The organism is Brenneria sp. L3-3C-1 (assembly GCF_016456245.1).
GTDB lineage: Bacteria > Pseudomonadota > Gammaproteobacteria > Enterobacterales > Enterobacteriaceae > Brenneria.
The window spans coordinates 58399-76969 of record NZ_JAEMHF010000013.1 but is presented as its reverse complement, the minus strand read 5'-3'; the positions used below and the strand labels follow the sequence as shown (position 1 = coordinate 76969).

The 18571-nt window shown below is 49.5% G+C and carries 18 protein-coding genes and 3 pseudogenes; 6 read left to right on the top strand and 15 right to left on the bottom strand.

Features of this window, described 5'->3' with window-relative positions:
- Window positions 1-22 precede the first annotated feature (22 nt).
- The 5 genes and pseudogenes from glyA to JG725_RS20745 form a co-directional block, all read right to left on the bottom strand.
- Window positions 23-1378, bottom strand: a complete 1356-nt coding sequence (glyA, locus tag JG725_RS18910) for a serine hydroxymethyltransferase (protein WP_172291629.1) — start codon at window positions 1376-1378, stop codon at window positions 23-25.
- Window positions 1379-1389: 11 nt separating this feature from the next.
- Window positions 1390-2394 (bottom strand): alpha/beta fold hydrolase, encoded by a 1005-nt coding sequence (locus JG725_RS18905; RefSeq protein ID WP_172291628.1) that lies wholly within the window; start codon window positions 2392-2394, stop codon window positions 1390-1392.
- A gap of 1 nt (window position 2395) precedes the next feature.
- A complete protein-coding gene (locus tag JG725_RS18900) occupies window positions 2396-3448 on the bottom strand; it encodes a hypothetical protein (RefSeq protein ID WP_199379425.1) in 1053 nt (350 codons plus the stop codon).
- Window positions 3449-3919: 471 nt separating this feature from the next.
- Window positions 3920-4257 (bottom strand): annotated as a pseudogene (locus JG725_RS18895) (Tn3 family transposase); the annotation flags it as partial.
- Window positions 4258-4311: 54 nt separating this feature from the next.
- Window positions 4312-4939 (bottom strand): annotated as a pseudogene (locus tag JG725_RS20745) (transposase); the annotation flags it as partial.
- 221 nt (window positions 4940-5160) lie between these two features.
- On the opposite strand from JG725_RS20745, the gene JG725_RS18890 reads away from it, so the two are divergent.
- Window positions 5161-5367 (top strand): helix-turn-helix transcriptional regulator, encoded by a 207-nt coding sequence (locus JG725_RS18890; RefSeq protein ID WP_370541775.1) that lies wholly within the window; start codon window positions 5161-5163, stop codon window positions 5365-5367.
- A 4-nt stretch (window positions 5368-5371) separates the two neighbouring features.
- On the opposite strand, the pseudogene JG725_RS20920 reads toward JG725_RS18890, so the two are convergent.
- The 3 genes and pseudogenes from JG725_RS20920 to JG725_RS18880 all read right to left on the bottom strand — a co-directional run.
- Window positions 5372-5461 (bottom strand): annotated as a pseudogene (locus tag JG725_RS20920) (DUF4102 domain-containing protein); the annotation flags it as partial.
- A 424-nt stretch (window positions 5462-5885) separates the two neighbouring features.
- On the bottom strand, window positions 5886-6116 hold the full coding sequence (locus tag JG725_RS18885; protein ID WP_199379421.1) for a phage integrase N-terminal domain-containing protein: 231 nt from the start codon (window positions 6114-6116) through the stop codon (window positions 5886-5888).
- Window positions 6117-6934: 818 nt separating this feature from the next.
- Window positions 6935-7180 (bottom strand): helix-turn-helix transcriptional regulator, encoded by a 246-nt coding sequence (locus JG725_RS18880; protein ID WP_199379419.1) that lies wholly within the window; start codon window positions 7178-7180, stop codon window positions 6935-6937.
- A gap of 105 nt (window positions 7181-7285) precedes the next feature.
- Here JG725_RS18880 and JG725_RS18875 point away from each other — a divergent pair, with 105 nt between their 5' ends.
- A complete protein-coding gene (locus JG725_RS18875) occupies window positions 7286-7516 on the top strand; it encodes a helix-turn-helix domain-containing protein (RefSeq protein WP_199379417.1) in 231 nt (76 codons plus the stop codon).
- Between the two features lie 92 nt (window positions 7517-7608).
- Window positions 7609-7827, top strand: a complete 219-nt coding sequence (locus JG725_RS18870) for a helix-turn-helix domain-containing protein (protein ID WP_199379415.1) — start codon at window positions 7609-7611, stop codon at window positions 7825-7827.
- Between the two features lie 332 nt (window positions 7828-8159).
- On the opposite strand, the gene JG725_RS18865 is transcribed toward JG725_RS18870, so the two are convergent.
- The 5 genes from JG725_RS18865 to guaB form a co-directional block, all read right to left on the bottom strand.
- Window positions 8160-8819 carry a hypothetical protein gene (locus JG725_RS18865; RefSeq protein WP_199379413.1) on the bottom strand — a complete coding sequence of 220 codons (660 nt, stop codon included), beginning with the start codon at window positions 8817-8819 and terminating at the stop codon, window positions 8160-8162.
- Window positions 8806-9411 carry a biosynthetic peptidoglycan transglycosylase gene (locus tag JG725_RS18860; RefSeq protein ID WP_199379411.1) on the bottom strand — a complete coding sequence of 202 codons (606 nt, stop codon included), beginning with the start codon at window positions 9409-9411 and terminating at the stop codon, window positions 8806-8808. Before JG725_RS18860 ends, JG725_RS18865 begins: the two co-directional genes overlap by 14 nt.
- A 320-nt stretch (window positions 9412-9731) precedes the next feature.
- Complete coding sequence (locus JG725_RS18855; protein ID WP_199379409.1) at window positions 9732-10934, bottom strand: integrase arm-type DNA-binding domain-containing protein; 1203 nt, start codon at window positions 10932-10934, stop codon at window positions 9732-9734.
- 214 nt (window positions 10935-11148) lie between these two features.
- Window positions 11149-12726, bottom strand: coding sequence for a glutamine-hydrolyzing GMP synthase (gene guaA, locus JG725_RS18850; protein ID WP_199379407.1), 1578 nt, complete (start codon window positions 12724-12726; stop codon window positions 11149-11151).
- A 99-nt stretch (window positions 12727-12825) separates the two neighbouring features.
- Complete coding sequence (gene guaB / locus JG725_RS18845; protein WP_172291625.1) at window positions 12826-14292, bottom strand: IMP dehydrogenase; 1467 nt, start codon at window positions 14290-14292, stop codon at window positions 12826-12828.
- Between the two features lie 173 nt (window positions 14293-14465).
- Between guaB and xseA the strand changes: the two genes are divergently transcribed.
- The 3 genes from xseA (at window position 14466) to JG725_RS18830 (ending at window position 17339) form a co-directional block, all read left to right on the top strand.
- Window positions 14466-15848, top strand: a complete 1383-nt coding sequence (xseA, locus tag JG725_RS18840; RefSeq protein WP_199379404.1) for an exodeoxyribonuclease VII large subunit — start codon at window positions 14466-14468, stop codon at window positions 15846-15848.
- Window positions 15849-15927: 79 nt separating this feature from the next.
- Window positions 15928-16971 carry a M4 family metallopeptidase gene (locus JG725_RS18835; protein WP_199379403.1) on the top strand — a complete coding sequence of 348 codons (1044 nt, stop codon included), beginning with the start codon at window positions 15928-15930 and terminating at the stop codon, window positions 16969-16971.
- Window positions 16968-17339, top strand: coding sequence for a protealysin inhibitor emfourin (locus JG725_RS18830; protein ID WP_172291622.1), 372 nt, complete (start codon window positions 16968-16970; stop codon window positions 17337-17339). Before JG725_RS18835 ends, JG725_RS18830 begins: the two co-directional genes overlap by 4 nt.
- Here JG725_RS18830 and JG725_RS18825 read toward each other — a convergent pair.
- Window positions 17308-17538 carry a zinc ribbon domain-containing protein gene (locus JG725_RS18825; RefSeq protein WP_172291621.1) on the bottom strand — a complete coding sequence of 77 codons (231 nt, stop codon included), beginning with the start codon at window positions 17536-17538 and terminating at the stop codon, window positions 17308-17310. The two genes, JG725_RS18830 and JG725_RS18825, sit on opposite strands and share 32 nt — an antisense overlap.
- Window positions 17539-17559: 21 nt before the next feature.
- Window positions 17560-18519 (bottom strand): AEC family transporter, encoded by a 960-nt coding sequence (locus JG725_RS18820; RefSeq protein ID WP_172291620.1) that lies wholly within the window; start codon window positions 18517-18519, stop codon window positions 17560-17562.
- Between the last annotated feature and the right edge of the window lie 52 nt (window positions 18520-18571).

Here is an 18571-nt window from a genome sequence, read left to right as displayed (position 1 = left end):
CTCTACTTGGCAAACCGTGAAATCAACGGCGCATATAATTAATCAATGGATATGCGGCGCATAGTGCAGCGGACTCCGAGCGGAACTGTTCCCGTAAGGCCGAAGCCAGCGAGAACTCCTGTTCTCCTGTTGGCTCTACCGCTTTCAAAATCCGGCAAACTAAATCAACGACCTGATGGCACCCATGTTCGTCGAAATGACGTTGCGCCAGAGAACCTGTACCGATTCTTAGCCCACTGGTGACAAATGAAGAGCGGGTCTCTCCCGGCACGCGGTTCTTATTCACAACAATTCCGCACTGCTCCAAAGCTGATTCAGCGATAGAACCTGTCATGCCACCAGATAGGCGGATCAAAATCGTGTGATTTTCCGAACGTCCCCCTATGACTTCATAATCTTTTGAATGAAACGCATTGACTATAGCGTCAGCCGTTATCCTGATTCGCCCCATGTAAGCATCAAATTCAGGTGACATTGCATAGCCAAATGCAGCCGCTTTCGCAGCCATCATATTGACAGCAGGAGCCCCTTGCATTTTTGGGAAAACGGCCTGCTCCAGGATACGGCTGAAGGTCACTTTTCGGCCCGGGACGAACTCATCAGCATCCCGTCCGGACATGATTAATCCTCCCCGGGGACCTGCCAATTGTTTATGTGTACATGTCGTGGTTACATGTGCGGCATTGATCGGACTTGGGTGCCGTCCTGTAGCCACAAGACCGGCAATATGCGATATGTCAGCAAGTAGAATCGCCCCCACTTCATCAGCAATTTCCCTGAATCGTTCGAAATCCACAATCCGCGAATAGGCAGTAGCACCACAAATGATTATGCGTGGGTGATGGGCATGAGCTAACTTACGCACCTCTTCATAATCAATCACTCCTTCAGTAGTCGTTCCATATCCAATTGCTTTGTAATAAGTCCCCGAGAATGTGACAGGGCTACCGTGAGTAAGGTGACCACCATAATCAAGCGACATTCCGAGTAAAGTATCTCCAGGCTTAAGTAATGCTGACAATACCTGGTAGTTTGCACTTGAGGCCGAATGAGACTGAACACCCGCGTACTGTGCACCAAACAGTTCTTCAGCCCTTTTAATCGCCAAAGACTCGACCAAATCGACGTTCTCACACCCAGCATGATAGCGTCGACCTGGGGTTCCTTCGGCTGTGACATTAACTAACGCGGAAGCCGATGCAGCAAGCGTTCTTGGTTCTACTGCACAACAAGATGCAACCAGCGAAAGCGTTCGGTGCTGCCGCATAACTTCAGTGTCCAGAATAGTTGCTAATTCGGGGTCTTCAGTCTGGAGATCAATCTGGCCTTTCCCTAGCAGTTCAACCTGACTTTGTAGCAAGTTATTACCGTTTGCCATTATGCTTCCTCTTACGATCTAGGTGTTCTTAATAAACAATGTCCTTCGAATGACAGAACTGCATCAGCAACCTCATCTGGGTGCGTACTTAAAAAATAGTGATCGCCTCCAGCCAGACTCTTTGAGTCAACAACATCAATAAAGCGCCGCCAATGCTCTATGATGTCGGCATGATGAGAGGTCGGGGTAACAGGATCTTCATCACCCAACAACACCAGAGCTGGCACTCCACGAGCAGGTTTTTTAGCTAGGGTTCTGTAAGCAGTTGCAGCAATACGATGGTCTCTACGGCCTCTGGAGAGCATCGCGTGAATTTCTGCACTCTCCAGCCCAGAAAATGCGCCTATGGATCTGAGGAATTGCTCCCATGAGTCATCAGATGTTGCATCGGCTTCTTGAATTGCAGCATCCGGGTCATCCATTGGCTTCGCCGCTGCAACAATCAGAGACAGGTGATTTTCAATAGGTTCTAAAGCCGAAGCGATACAGGCCGCAGTCGCTGCCCCAGCGCAATGGCCGTAAATAATGAGGTGTTTGGCATCAATTTTTTCGATCTCAGCAGCAATAATATTAATAAGCAAAAGAAATTCTGATTCTTTAACAAGTTCAATATCACCAAAATCCACCCCAAAAACTCGTACATCATGGTTCCTACGAAAAAGATCCTGATATGCTGTTGGATCTCCCCCACCAAACGGCACACCAATGACGACTGTTGACCCGCAAGCTGAGGCATTGTCATACAGAGGGACCAGTCGTAGCTGAGTTTTTCCTTGTCCTGAGAGAATGAATTTCGCTAAATCTTCAACTGTTGGGTGTTCGAAAAAAGTGACCAGTTGAAGATCATTCCCTAACTTTGATATGGCACGAATCGCATCAAAAGAGTCGCCTCCAAGTTTGAAAAAGTTATCACTTGAGGCAATATTTTTTATTCCAAGGACTTCACTAAATATATTAGTTATGCGCTGCACTTCATCTGCAAATACTCTCTTATATATTTCAACGTTATTAGTCATTTTATTTCCTTCTTTCCGACAGGGCTTCAGTAAGGTTAATAAGCAGGTTATTGACGGCAGACCTACTACAAAAAGGACCTTCCATATCTAACCGGAACTCTGATGAATTTATGCGCTGAATATTTATTCCAACGGGGAAAATGCTACCCACTACTTGCGATGAAGGAATCCCTCGTGGCATAGAACCATTGATAAACAATTCAGACGCACGGCAACACCTCAAAACCTCAGACATAGTTGAATGATATCGGATACAACTCTCTAAGCTGGTTTGCAGGTAATTCATTGCACCTGTATTCACAGGAAGAGCAACAAGGCCGGTCATCATGCCTATTGCTGCCGATTCGTACGGTAAACGCCAGTCATGAGACGAACACGCTATACTACCTTCTGAAATAACGCCGGCATCACACAAATAAGGCAATATTTTATTGAGTAGTGACACTTCATTATTAGTGCTACCAACCTTTATCCTTCTGTGTATATTTATTCTTGTGCATTTCTTATTCCACGCTATTGGCCCTGTTTGTGACAGTCTGACTGGTATCATCGATTGATACGACACGCATTTTTCGGTTTTAGCCAGAATACGTTGTCGTTCTATATAGTTCCGATATAACAACCTGCCCTGATTCATATTTTTCAGCGCAATATCTGACTTACCAACGCAAAACACATTAACAATATTTTTAATCAAACTAAGAGTTTTTTCATCTGCCAAAGCATGATGGATTGAAAGGTAGTACCGATTATAATCGTTAGTTACTACTTTACATATTGCAAATAAGGCCGCACCATTTTGGACCGATAACTGGACTTGACGTATAGCTTCACAATTTGTTGCATCTGGAACTTCTCTGAATTCAGTATATTTAGCAAGTTCTTCTCCCCAGCCAGCAACTATAAATTCGTGTAATATCTCATCGCTAAGAGTCCTTTCATTTTCTACTTCTATAATTGTAGTTACTGATTGTGAGACACCTGAATTATAAGCATGGGCAACGACTGCTTTAGCCTCAGCACTTAGCGATGCATTAATTAGCGTTTGCATCATATCAGGCTGCATTACTCCGCACTATTAGATTAATAATGTAATAATTTTTATGCATAATCATTGTCCTGAAGCCCAAAAAAACCGTCGCCTCGCTACCTGGCGACTTTCTCCGTTCTTTCTATTAGATAAACTCTTTTCCTGAGAGGGGCAGATGCTATCAGCCATCAAAAATATATCAATATTTTTTATTTATCCGTATATAAACCACTTTAACGAAAAACATTATCATTCACTAAAATTAATATAATTAATGGTAAAAAACACTAAATTTATTAAGTATATGGGGGTATTATTTTTATTTTTAAATAAAATGAAGAATTTAAATTCAATGGGAATAATCAACGAAATTTGATTTAAATCTAAAAAATAGCATATGAAATTTATGATTCTTAACATTGGTGCAATTTTTAACCAAGAATTAAATTGCCACGGCTAATCGAGGTTTGAGGACGGCCGATGTAAAAAACCACACTAAGGAGATAATTCATTGTTTGTATTTAAATTCAATGATCTCAACACCTGTCATAATATCTTCCGGTAACGTGAACGAATGCCCCAGCATGTTGATATGACCATGCATCAGGGCAAAAGTCGTGTGATATGCTCTTCTTCAGGATCCAGCGACGATAATCCTCATCATCAATAGAGTTAAGAAGATACCGTTCTCTATTAACTCTTCCAGCCTCCTTTGTCGTCTGTGTCAGCCCTGACGGTTGGGTGCTTCGCAACAGCGATCGGATGAGCGCTGACGCATAAATGGTCCCCAGTTTCAGCGAACCGACACCAGGCATCATCCCATCACAGTAGCTTCTCCATCAGGAGGCGGTCATTATGCCGGAATGCTGGTTTTAACTGAAATAGGTTCAGATGTATGCTGTTACCGCCCCCGCCGCCATCCTGGTAAGTGTCAAGGTAGTTGGCACCCCCAGTTGATTGAAGCTACCTGTTTTTTCCCGCTCTGGATTCAGCATTACTGTTCCCGTCGATTGCCAGTTTCGTGTCCTTCCTGACCAGCATTCAGGACGCTACGCTTTTGCCTTTTAGTATACTTTATCCCGTTTCTTCAACAGCGCACTATCTTCGCCTCGGTGCCGTTGGCCCGGCGTCATCATACCTGATGCCGCTATGCCGATGGTTTTCGTTGTGCCGCTGCGTAAAACACTCTCCCCATTCCCGTGCCTCATCCAGCTTGCTGAACCCCGATGACGGCTACTGCTGTACATATTTCAGCGTCCTGAACAGGAATTCCACATACGCGTTATCGTTACTGACCCTTGGCCGGTTTGAGACGGTGTTATTGCCAACTCATAAAGCTTCATTTGCAACGTCTGTGACTTCACCGCCGTGCCATTATCGGCATGCAGTACCGGCGCACCGCCAGCATCCCTCCCTCAGAACCGTGCGCTGTATCAGCTCTGCCGCCGGTTCGCCACTTTCTGTTTCATGTACTTCATATCCCACGATTTTACGACTGAAGATGTCTTCTACCAGAAGGTAGCCGAAGATGAGAGATATCCAGCGCAACCACCAGAGATTAAAACAGGCACCACGGAACGGGATTCCAATAGAGCATCACCTTTCCTCGGTACTAAAGCCTACGAAGCGCTGCCACAATATTCCCGGCATTGCCCCTTCCCTTTCGCCGGACTATCCAGATCCAGCGCCAGGAGTTGCGTCAAATCGTACCGTTATCGGAAACAACGATCTACGAGATGGAACGTCGTGGAGAATTTCCACAGCGTTTCAATCTGACGCCGCGTTGTGTCGTATGGGATCTGGATGAAGTAGAAAAATGGATTGAAGCACGCAAACAAGCTGCGCTCACTGGTTCAGCAAGAACGGCAATTAAGCCCGATATTCATTTACGAAAACCCCGCCCGGACGAGCGGGGTCGCATAAAAACCGACAGTCTTGGTTAGCATTAGCCACCATGATATACATGCCGTCCCGGTCGGAAACCTTGTACGGTCTGGCTTTGGGCTTGAGATTGCGTAGTGCGGTGTCGGTGAGCATCGCGCTTTCCTCCTGTTCAATGGCGGTTTTTACCGTCAGGGGTCAGGAAGTCTGAAGATGCCCCGAAAGCCGCGTCATGTCTCGCTTTTGGAAGGAATTTTTACCGTCATGACCGAAAAAGAATCAATCATCAACGGGAGGGTCATAATCCGGGTCTCTTGTTTTACCGTCGCGTCTACCGCCAGCCTGTTCCGCTGGCCAGCGATAGTCACCATAACCCATTTAGTTATAAATCAAACTGTTATTTCGATTTTTCGATAGTTGGCGATAGTTCCTGAAGAACCCCACTCGATTATGGCATTCAATAACAACTAATTGATATTAAATGAATAAAAATAATCATAAAAAGAAATACCGTGATATATACCGTTACAGGTAGATGCCTCTTATCCAATTCGGTGTCTATTTGCACAAATCGCATGCGTCACCGCATATCATTATGCAGCGTGAACAGCGTTACCCCTTGTTCTAAGCGTACCGTTATATAACATTCAATATGCCGGATTTTCAGGTACTGCGCCGAGCAAATCTGAATATTCGGTGTCAGCAGATGCTTTGCCACCCGTTCCGTTATCCGTAGCCACTCATGCACCGTCTTGTGGCTGCCGCCCGCCTGACGAGCCCGTTTTTGCATCTCCCGCTCCAATCGTGACATACATATCTTCTTTTGATGCTTATTCCCCAATGGTTCCCCTACTCTCCGGCGCACGGCGTTTCACGACACGGTATCCCGTGCCGCGCTGAACAATACCTGCGCGCCGGAGCGGCAGCGGTTGAGGTATGGCGGGGATATCGGTTATGCACTCGGTGCAGCCGCCTGCATCAGCAGGGTAATCCCCTCAGGCTGAAAGCCTGCCTCAGGTATCGGTTCAGTCCTCCTCTAATAAATGGGTTGATGAGAATTGGCGCAGCAAATGTGTGTCAGATGACAGGTCGCGCCGGAAAGCGCTGTGGCGTAAGGGCTGGCGCGGTAATCGACGACGGCGTCACTTGCAACGGCTTTCCGCCGTATGAAGTGACGCCGCTGCCTCATGGAAGCATTCGCTGAGACAGCAAAAGGCCGTGGACGGTTGCGCCAGTTACTGGCGACAGAAATGTGAACACGCATCAGCGCATAAACGGATAGCAGCGAAGCGATAGCATCACGAACAGGATGCAGCCCTAAAGCGCGGAGATAAGGTAACTACCGTCGCCGAAGCGAACGCCCGCTGAATGGCAGTGATGGCGGGCTGGGTGTCGACCTCACAGGCCGGGCCTGTGCGTTGCCTTGAAGGTCGTGGCAACATGGGAGAGCTGCTTGCAGTAGCGGTGTAACACTGACAATTTACTGCGCCAAAATCCGTATATCAAGCGGCTAACGCGCTGCGCTTGTTAGCTCCTTAACGGATTTCCATTCCATAGAAATCCGTTAAGGAGCTCCGAAATCCATTCGTGCAAAATATAAGTTTTTGTAAATCTCTGCTAAGCTGATTTTCAATCCGGCTCCCCTGCCCCACTTTGCCTTCGCCTGATGTTTTGATAGCGCGACGGCCAGATCTCTTCGGGGAGTTTATTTAGCGCCTCGGCGATCAGGCGCTCGCCTTTTGGCCAGTGCCGCGTCAACGCGTTTGCCAACGTGGACGACGCCAGTCCCGCCTCTCTGGAAATCGCCGCCAGTGTTGTTCCCCTCTTCCTTAAACCCGCAATAATATCCGCAGGATGCCAGTCATGATGCTCCATATACCCTCCCAAATTGTTGACTATTAGTCACATAGTAGCACAAAAGCTAACGATTGTGACTAATAGTCCGTGGACTGATAAGCATCAAAACGGAATGCTTATCACATGAAAACATCCGATTCGATCAAAGTCCTGCTTGGACAACGTGTTAAAGAGCTCAGATTGCAGGCAGGCCTATCTCAGGAAGCCTTTGCGGAAAAGTGCGGGCTGGATCGTACTTATATCAGCGGCATTGAACGTGGGATCAGAAACCCAACACTGGAAGTGCTCTACATCATCGCGATCGGATTACATACCAATCTAGCCACACTGTTTACCTTCTACGATCCAGCCTGACGTTCCAACCTTACCGATTAAATCGACAAAATCTCTCATATGTGACTCATCGTCCGTGGTCTGATAAGCAACGAGAGATAATGCTTATCTGCATGGAAAATGCAAAAAACATCACTGTCCGTTTTGGACAACGCGTAAAAACACTTCGCTTACAGGCCGGACTCTCGCAAGAGGCTTTCGCCGATAAGTGCGGTTTGGATCGCACTTATATCAGTGGGATTGAGCGAGGCGTTAGAAATCCGACGCTGGAAGTGATTGGGGTGATTGCTGATGGGTTGGGGATTAATTTAAAGACTCTTTTTGATTTTTAAATTTTTCTAGTTGTTATTATTTATATTATAAATGAGCCGATGAATTTTGAGAGATGATTATGATCGTTGATTATTATCGCAGACAAGTAGAATAGTAAAAAATAGGAATAACGTAGTTAAGCTATAAGTAGAAAAGTATAAGACTTCAGCTAAGTCAACGTACGCTAGATCCTTCGAATATAGCAAGCCGATCAAAAAATCCACCTACAATAAATCAAAAATTGAAGAGTCCCAACAGAAATAGAATTTCTATGTTTCTGTTTTCATATGTGAAGTCCAATAAATGATTTAGTAATTTTAAATTTCGGCATTAACTTACAAAGTCAATAATCCTAAGCTAAGCTAAGAACTACTTGCCGGACATAACTCCCCCAATTTTTATAACATCTTACAGAAGCTGATTTTATACTTGGAGCATCTTTCGTAACGTCTAACTTTCCCTTAAGTAACCACATCGATTGCGCAATATTTTTTATTGTAGGATATGCATCTCGATTGGGCACTATGTTCGAATCAAGAAAACCTCGTTGTAAATTCCTTTGACCACGATTATTATTTTCCACCCAGAACTTTCCTTCCCTCTCATTGGTTGGTTGAACTAAGCCTCCTTCAAACTCATATGACCAGTTATTAAAATCTGTTCTGACTCTGTCAAATAGCTCCTCAGAAACCACGAATAGATCTAAATCCGAGTGGCTTCCAAAATTTGTCCCCAGCTTTTTTGGTGCTAAGGACTGTCCAATTCTGGCACTACCACATAAGTGTATCTCTTTTGGATCAACGTCAAGGCGGTTACCTAACCAAACCCTTAAAACCTCATACAACGCTGGTGTATTTTTGAAAGCAAAAGGAATTCCTTCTGATAACCACAACCTTGCAATAGCTGCTTTAGAAGGTTCTCCACCATTTTTTGCAGCTTCAACAATCAGTTTTACATCGGGGTAGCAATCCAATAACGTGGATAGATGAGGTGAGACTTTAAACGGTTCCATTATTATCACCTTTTTGTAAATGATGTGGTTGTCTTACTTCTGTGTGTGCAATCGCTTGTGAAAGTATATGTTTTGTTCGTGCTAGAATTTTATCATGACGAATCTTATTATATTTTTGTGGCTCAGGATACTTGAGTCGGGCTACTATACTAGCTGCCTCAAAATCAGTAACAGTCAAAATATTAATATTTAATCGATGGGATGCTTGAATCAATCCATTCATTCTCCATCCATAATAAGCAACAAATAAGTAAAGTTTAGGAACATCGTCTCGTTTTATATATTTAGTTAAGCGCACAGCTAAGTACATTTCTAATAGCTTCCTGCTCAGTGTCCTCTCATAACGACCTGTCAACACTCTTACAAGTTGCATGGCAATTGTTGAAGCGCCTTCTCTTCTTCTACAAAATAATGTTCTCCATAATGCACGACAGATAGATACAAAATCAACGCCAAAGTGTCTATTGAACCTATGATCCTCAGCAGCAATCAACATTTTTACTAGATTCGGAGATATAGCCCAACTGTTGATCTCATTTTGAATGTGTACCAGTTGTTGTTTTAGGAGTAGCCAGTCTTCATGTATCGTCATCTGTTTCTCACATTCTGTATAGTTACTCCCATAAGATGATTATCTTCAATTACATAGGTCAGCGTTGCTAACCTAAGATCTACTGTATTCGTTGAAGATTCAATGTTGGAAGCCTGAACGGTTAACAATAATATTATGGTTACCACCTTTAATAAATATAGATTTTGACCTGCTCCCAGTTGTTTAGCGCATCGAAAATTTGGATACGTCCGCTTCTGGCACCGAGCTGCCGGTCAGATCTAATTTCCACTTGGCTAGCAAGATATCAGATCAACCATCCGATGGTGAATTTTTATAAAAAAACAATACATACCCTTAATTTACAGACTCCCAGCCCACCCATCAACCATATCCGCCCGATCCTGCAACATATTTCGGCGTTGCTCGGCGTATTCCGCCTTGTTGTAAACCGCCCGCACGCCGCGCTGTTCGTGGGCAAGGGCTTTTTCAATCCAGTCCGAGTTATACCCGGCTTCATGCAGATGTGTGGAGGCGGTGCGGCGCATATCGTGGATGGTGAAATCCTCTAACGGTAGATCCTGCTTTTGCGCCAGTTGGATCGCGTGATTCGCTGCGCGGTTAAGCGAGCTTAAGGCGATAGTGCCATGTTGAGACTGGCTGAAACTCGGCAGTACAAACGGCGATCCAGCGGCCAGAATATGTAACTGCATAAACAGATCCAACGCCTGCCAAGAGAGATAGACTACATGCGGGCGTCCCGCGCCACGGCGGCTGGCTTTCATTTTCTCCGCCGGTATCGTCCATTCGGCATTCAAAAAATCGATCTCATCCCACATAGCGTTAACGATGGAATTTTTTCTAACCAGCGTCAGCATAATGATCTTGAGAGCAACTTTCAGCGCATGAGAAGTTTGCGCGTTTTTTAAGGTGTTAAAAAACAGGCCGATCTCTTTTTTGGATAGCGCCCTGTCCCGCGGAACAAAGGTTGCGATAGTAGACGGCGGCACATGCTCCGCCGGATTGTCGCATTTCACGCCGCGCGCTTTGGCGTAGGTAAATACGCTGCCGACGATATCGCGCGTTTTCACCGCCGATGCAGATGCTCCCCGGTTCTTTACCTTGTCGCAGTGGTTGCGCAGTATATCGGGCGTGATCTCGCTTAATAGCTTTTTGCCGAACTTCGGCGCAACGTCGCGTTTGATGATGCCCTGTATCATGCGGCGCGTACTGTCTTTGTAGTTGGCATCGTCAAACCAGCGCGTCAGCCAGTCGCCGAAATAGGTGGATTTGGCCTGCTGTTTCTGGCGTTGTTTTTCAATAGACGGAGAAATGCCTTGTTCGATTAGCCGTTTGGCCTCCCGTAACCGCTCTCTGGCTTCTGATAGCGTGATCGGGCCGTATTTGCCTATCGCCAGCGTTTCTCGTCTGCCGTTGATACGATAATCGTAGCGGAACGAAACGGTTCCCGAAGGCAACACCGCCACATACATCCCATCGCGATCGGCAACCTTGTAAAGCCGTTCTTTAGGCCTCAGCGATTTCAACCGGGTATCCGTCAACATCTCCGCCTCCCATTCTGCTTCCAAAGTACCGTCACCCACGACGGTATTTTTTCAACTTAGCACAACAGAGGAAAAACGCTACCGTCAAAAATGACGGTATCAACGCGTGGATTTCGATGGATTGCTATGGCTCACAAAAGAAAAAATCGCCAGTAAACCACATGATTTTACTGGCGATTTTAGACGTTAGCGGAACTCAGTGGATGCTAAAACCTCACTCCCACTCAATCGTCGCTGGCGGCTTGCCCGATACGTCGTAAACCACGCGGGAGATGCCATCCACTTCGTTGATGATGCGGTTGGATACGCGGCCGAGGAATTCGTAAGGCAGGTGCGCCCAGTGAGCGGTCATAAAATCGATGGTTTCTACCGCCCGCAGGGCGACTACCCAGTCATATTTACGACCATCGCCCATGACGCCGACGGAACGAACCGGCAGGAAGACGGTAAATGCCTGGCTGACCTTGTTGTACAGGTCGGCTTTGTGCAGTTCTTCAATGAAGATCGCATCGGCGCGACGCAGCAGGTCGCAGTATTCTTTTTTCACTTCGCCCAGTACGCGCACGCCAAGGCCCGGCCCCGGGAACGGATGACGGTATAGCATGTTGTACGGCAAGCCCAGTTCCAGACCAATCTTGCGCACTTCATCTTTGAACAACTCTTTCAGCGGCTCAACCAGACCCAGTTTCATCTCTTTCGGCAGGCCGCCGACGTTATGGTGAGACTTGATGACGTGCGCCTTACCCGTTGCGGAAGCCGCGGACTCAATCACGTCAGGGTAGATGGTGCCCTGCGCCAGCCATTTCACTTCAGACTGCTTGCTGGCTTCTTCGTCAAAGACTTCAACAAACACCCGACCAATGATTTTACGTTTCGCTTCCGGTTCATCCACACCGGCCAGCGCGCTCAGGAAACGATCTTCCGCCGGTACGTGAATAATGTTCAGACCAAAGTGGTCGCCAAACATTTCCAGTACCTGATCGGCTTCGTTTAAACGCAGCAAGCCGTTATCCACAAATACGCAGGTCAGACGATTGCCGATGGCGCGGTGCAGCAGCATCGCGGTTACCGAGGAGTCTACGCCGCCGGACAGACCAAGGATCACGCGATCGTTCCCCACCTGCTGGCGCAGACGCGCTACCGCGTCGTCGATAATCTTGGCGGGCGTCCACAGAGCTTCACACTGGCAGATATCACGGACAAAGCGCTCTAACATGCGCTGCCCCTGACGGGTATGGGTCACTTCCGGGTGGAACTGCACGCCGTAAAAATGTTTTTCTTCGTTAGCCATAATGGCGAACGGACAGGTATCGGTGCTGGCGACGGTCACGAACCCGTCGGGGATCGCCGTGACTTTATCGCCGTGGCTCATCCAGACATCCAGCAGCGGCGCGCCAGCGGCGCTCAACGCATCCTGAATATCACGCACCAGCAGGCTGTCGGTTTTCACTTCCACCTGCGCATAGCCGAACTCGCGTTCGTTGGAGCCTTCAACCTGGCCCCCTAACTGCATCGCCATGGTCTGCATGCCGTAGCAAACGCCTAAAACCGGTACGCTGGCCTGGAAAACATATTCCGGCGCGCGCGGGCTGTTAAATTCAGTGGTACTTTCCGGGCCGCCGGAAAGGATAATCCCGTTAGGATTGAATTCGCGGATCTGCGCTTCAGTAACATCCCATGCCCAAAGTTCACAATAAACGCCCAATTCACGGATACGCCGTGCAACCAGTTGCGTGTACTGCGAGCCGAAATCCAGAATAAGAATGCGGTGTTGATGAATATTTTCTGTCATGAGAGGCATATTCCAAATGCGAATAATATAAAAGCTAAAAAGTAAGTAAACCCGGCGAATATTACCGGGTTTAGCTGTTTAAATCAGCCGACAAATACCTTATGAACCCATACGGTAATTCGGTGATTCCTTGGTAATGGTAACGTCATGGACATGGCTTTCCTGAATGCCGGCGCCGCTGATGCGCACAAACTCAGCCTGCGTGCGCAGCGCATCTATCGTGCCGCATCCGGTCAGACCCATACAGGAACGCAGACCGCCCATTTGCTGGTGGACAATCTCTTTCAGGCGGCCTTTGTAAGCCACGCGGCCTTCAATACCTTCCGGCACCAGCTTGTCCGCGGCGTTGTCGCTTTGGAAATAACGATCGGAAGATCCTTTGGACATCGCGCCCAGCGAACCCATGCCGCGGTAAGATTTGAAGGAACGGCCCTGATACAGTTCGATTTCCCCGGGAGACTCTTCCGTTCCCGCCAGCATCGACCCCACCATCACGCAGGCGGCGCCCGCGGCAATCGCCTTGGCGATATCGCCGGAAAAACGAATACCGCCATCGGCGATAACCGGAATACCGGTGCCTTCCAGGGCCTCAACCGCATCGGAAATGGCGGTAATTTGCGGCACGCCGACGCCGGTAACGATACGGGTGGTGCAAATGGAACCCGGGCCGATACCGACTTTCACCGCGCTGACGCCCGCGTCCGCCAGCGCTTTCGCACCGGCCCCCGTCGCCACGTTGCCGCCGATGATTTGCAGATCCGGGTATTTGGCGCGGGTTTCGCGGATACGCTGCAACACGCCTTCGGAATGACCGTGCGAGGAGTCAATCAACAGCACATCAACCCCTGCCGCGACCAGCGCATCAATACGTTCTTCGTTGCCTTCGCCGGCGCCGACCGCCGCCCCGACTCGCAAGCGACCGTGCTCATCTTTACAGGCGTTGGGTTTACGCTCGGCTTTCTGGAAATCTTTTACGGTGATCATGCCGAGCAGGTGGAATTCATCGTCGATAACCAACGCTTTTTCCACACGTTTTTCATGCATTTTTTGCAGCACGACGTCACGCGCTTCCGCGTCTTTTACCGTGACCAGACGTTCTTTCGGCGTCATCACGGCGCTGACCGGTTTTTCCAGATCGGTGACAAAACGCACGTCACGGCCGGTAATAATCCCCACCAGCTCGTTGCTTTCCGTCACAACCGGATAACCCGCAAACCCGTTACGTTCGGTCAGCTCTTTTACCTGACGCAGCGTGGTGGCGGGCGTAACGGTTTGCGGATCGACAACCACACCGCTTTCATATTTTTTAACGCGGCTGACTTCTTCAGCCTGACGCTCAATGGACATATTTTTATGAATAAATCCCAGACCGCCTTCCTGAGCCAGCGCAATCGCCAGATTGGATTCCGTTACGGTATCCATCGCCGCGGATAGCATAGGGATATTCAGACGGATGGTTTTCGTCAGTTGGGTAGTCAAATCAGCCGTGTTAGGCAGGACAGTGGAGTGTGCGGGAACAAGGAGAACGTCGTCAAACGTCAGTGCTTCTTTAGCGATACGTAACATGGGCAATATCTCACCAAGGTGGATGTTAAGAACGGATAAAATATTGCCGTGGCATTATACAGAGCGTAACCGGTTGCCTCCAGCACTATTTTTAATAAAATGCTTGATTACCTGTTGCAGGCAGGTAGTATCGATCAATTAAGTCACTGTTTTAAAATTTGATCTGGCTCACAATGTCTCAATTTTCCTCCTCTGCAATTTTTACCGTCAGCCGCCTGAACCAGACGGTTCGGCAACTGCTGGAAATGGAAATGGGCCAGATATGGCTTTCCGGCGAAATCTCCAACTTTTCTCAGCCCTCATCCGGCCACTGGTACTTCACGCTGAAAGATGAACGCGCGCAGGTACGTTGCGCCATGTTCCGCAACAGTAACCGCCGCGTCACCTTTCGTCCGCAAAACGGTCAGCAGGTACTGATACGCGCGGCGATCACGCTGTACGAACCCCGCGGCGATTACCAACTGCTGGCGGAAAGTATGCAGCCGGCGGGCGACGGGCTGCTGCAACAGCAGTTTGAGCAATTAAAACAGCGCCTGGCCGAAGAGGGGCTTTTCGATCAGCAGTTTAAACAGGTATTGCCGAGTCCGGCCCGACAGGTCGGGGTGGTGACCTCCGCCAGCGGCGCGGCGCTGCATGATATTTTGCAGGTGTTGCAGCGACGCGATCCTTCGCTGCCGGTGGTGGTCTACCCCACCGCCGTACAGGGCAGCGAAGCGCCGCTGCAAATTGTGCGCGCCATTGAACTGGCTAACCGGCGTAATGAATGCGACGTGCTGATCGTCGGCCGCGGCGGCGGTTCGCTGGAGGATTTATGGAGCTTTAACGATGAGCGCGTCGCCCGGGCGATTTTCGCCAGCCGCATTCCCATCGTCAGCGCGGTCGGCCATGAAACCGATGTCACCATCGCCGATTTTGTCGGCGATTTACGCGCCCCGACGCCTTCCGCCGCGGCGGAGCTGGTCAGCCGCAATCAGCTTGAACTGCTGCGCCAGATACAATCCCAGCGTCAGCGGCTGGAAATGGCGATGGATTATTATCTGGCCCAGCGCAATCGCGAGTTTACCCGCTTAAACCATCGCTTACAGCAGCAGCATCCGCAGCTTAGGCTGGCTCGCCAGCAAACCCAACTGATTAAACTGCGCCAGCGGCTGGATGAGGCTATGCAGTTACAGCTCAGGCAACTGTCGCGCCGCAGTGAACGTATACAACAGCGCCTGATTCAGCAACAGCCGCAACCGAAAATTCATCGCGCGCAGCAACGCTTGCAGCAGTTACAGTATCAGATGCGGCATGCCATTGAACGTCAGCTCAATCAGCACAAACAGCGATTGGGCGTCGCCTGCTCGCATCTGGAAGGCGTCAGCCCGTTGGCGACGCTGGCGCGCGGTTATAACGTTACCACCACGCCCGATGGACGGGTGCTGAAGAACATTGCCCAAACTGCGCCGGGCGATACCTTAAAAACCCGCCTGCGGGATGGCTGGATCGAAAGCCAGGTCACTGCGCTAGTGGCGGAAAAGTCGACGGCACCAATAGTCAAAAAGCGCCGAACCTAGCGCCTGCTTCTGGGTTATACTTACGGCTGTAGCTGAACGTCTGAATTGCCGATGACCACCTTCTCAAGGAGATAGAGGTATGAAGTCCAGACCGATTCACAGCGTAATCCCTCCCTACATCTTGCATCGTATTATCGCTAATGGTTCAGAGGCCGAGCGTCACTGCGCCCAGCAGACCTTAATGCATGTTCAGTCTCTGATGGTAAGCACGCATCCCAGACCGGCGCCTCACGCGCTGGCTGTCGCGGGTCAGGCGCACCGCGAGATTTATGATGCGGAAAACCAGCAGCAGTTGCCTGGCAAACAAGTGCGGGCGGAAGGACAAAGCAGCAACGGCGATATCGCCGTCGATGAAGCCTATGATTACCTGGGCGCCACCTATGATTTCTTCTGGCGGACGTTTCAGCGAAATTCGCTTGATAATCAGGGGCTGACGCTCGCCGGTACGGTACATTACGGTCAGGATTATCAAAATGCGTTCTGGAACGGACAACAGATGGTATTCGGCGACGGCGACGGCAAAATCTTCAACCGCTTCACTATCGCCATCGATATCGTGGCGCATGAACTGACGCATGGCGTGATAGAAAGCGAAGCGGACTTAATCTATTTCAGACAATCCGGCGCTCTGAACGAATCGCTGTCCGATGTTTTTGCATCCATGGTAAAACAATTTCACCGCGGGCAAACCGCGGAGCAGGCAGACTGGATGATTGGCGAGGAGTTGCTTGCCGAGGGGATCCACGGCAGCGGTCTGCGCTCTATGTCGAATCCGGGAACGGCCTATGACGACCTGCTGCTGGGAACGGATCCGCAGCCGGCGCACATGAATGACTATATCAACACCCGCGAAGACAACGGCGGCGTACACCTGAACTCCGGGATACCGAATCGGGCGTTCTATCTGGCGGCAAGCGAACTGGGCGGTTATTCCTGGGAAAAAGCCGGCAGAATCTGGTATGACACGCTGTGCGATAAATCTTTGCCGCAGAATGCCGATTTTGAGGTTTTTTCCCGCCTTACCATCCACCATGCCGCACAGCGTTTCGATCGGGCCGTCGCCGATATCATTAAACAATCCTGGGAAAAAGTAGGGGTGGTATCGACGATGGATAACGTATGAAAACCCTGCCTGAGCTTACCGATGACGCCATTGTCGAGCTGGCGCGCGAGGGAGGGATTGCCTGGCTGCCCAAACTGGCCGGGCAGCGACGTTTCGCACTGGCGACGATGCCGTCGGCGGAGCGGGAGCGTCTGTGCCGCGCGCTGCGCGACGCGCTCCCGCAAGCCAGAGAACCCGGCGAGCCGGACGGCCCCGGCCGCGGCGATCAGTTCTATTACCGCATTCACATCAGCTATAGCCACCCGCAAAAGAATCAGTATGCCGAGGCAATTTTACTGATCCCGGAGCAATCCGCGCCTAAGGAGTTGGAAGCGCTCTGGCGCAATGGCACATCCATCACCGATCGACAGGAAGATAGTCGAAAATGACGCGCTTGCTGGAGATCAGCCCGTGCCCTTGCTGGCAAAAATAGTCCAGCGCCCCGCAGGCTTTTAACGTCTGAAGCTCGTGCCGGCATTCGGGACAATATGCCGCGCGCCGATAACGCTGCCGGCAGTGAGGACAACCGAACACATCGCCGTTTTGCCACGTCATCGCGTGGTGGCATTGTGGACAGATGGCTTCCATTTTTTCTCCTCTCTGAAATACCTAAATCACACCCAGCGAACGTAAGAAATAGAGTCCCAGCGCGATGACAAAGAACGAACCTGCGGTGGTTAAGCCAATAATATTGGCCGCCAGCGTCGCATTTCCGCCCATTGCCCTGGTCATAACATAGCTGCCCGCCGCCGTCGGCGTGGCGGAAAACAGAAAAATAACGCCGAGCGTCACCCCGCGAAAACCTACCAGCCATCCGCCCAACGTCAGTATCGCCGGCACGATCAATAGTTTAGCCGTGGAAGAGAGCAGTGCGACATTGGACGATCGGAACATACTACGCCAGTCAAGGCTGGCGCCGGCGCACAGCAAGGCTAACGGCAGAGCCAACGAAGCGATAAAACTTCCGGTCTGATGGATCACCCCGGGCATCGGCAGCCGGCTTTGTGAATAGAGCAATCCGCTCAGTAAGCCGATAATCAGCGGATTGGTGGCGATACTCATCAACAGTTCACGCTTGCTGATGCCCTGACCGTGCGATTTATTATGCAGGCTGCGCGTCAGGGTGATCACCGACAGCGCGTTAAACATAATCACCGTGACAATCAAATATAGCGATCCGACGGCTACCCCCTCTTCGCCATAGGCGCTCATGGCAAACGCCAGCCCCATAATTCCGGTATTCGATCGAAATCCGCCCTGAACAAAAACCCCACGCTCGGTCGGTTCTTTAACCAAACGAATAGCCGCCACTTCAAGCAGCAGAAAGGTGGCCAGCGTACCGATAACGCCGTAAATGACCAGCGGCAGTTGCTCAATAATCGACTGGTGATTGGTGGCCACGCTGAAAAACAGCAAGCACGGGAGAGATAAATTGAATACCAGTCGCATGGCTGAATCGCAAAAGGCATCGTTCAGCATGCCTATTTTCCGCAACGCCATTCCCATCAGCAGCATCAACAGATTCGGCATTGTAACGTTAAATGCAAAACTCCAGGTTTCCCAAGACATAAATGCCCTTAATGATTCAACATGATCGCCATTCAATCATGGTCGCTACTCA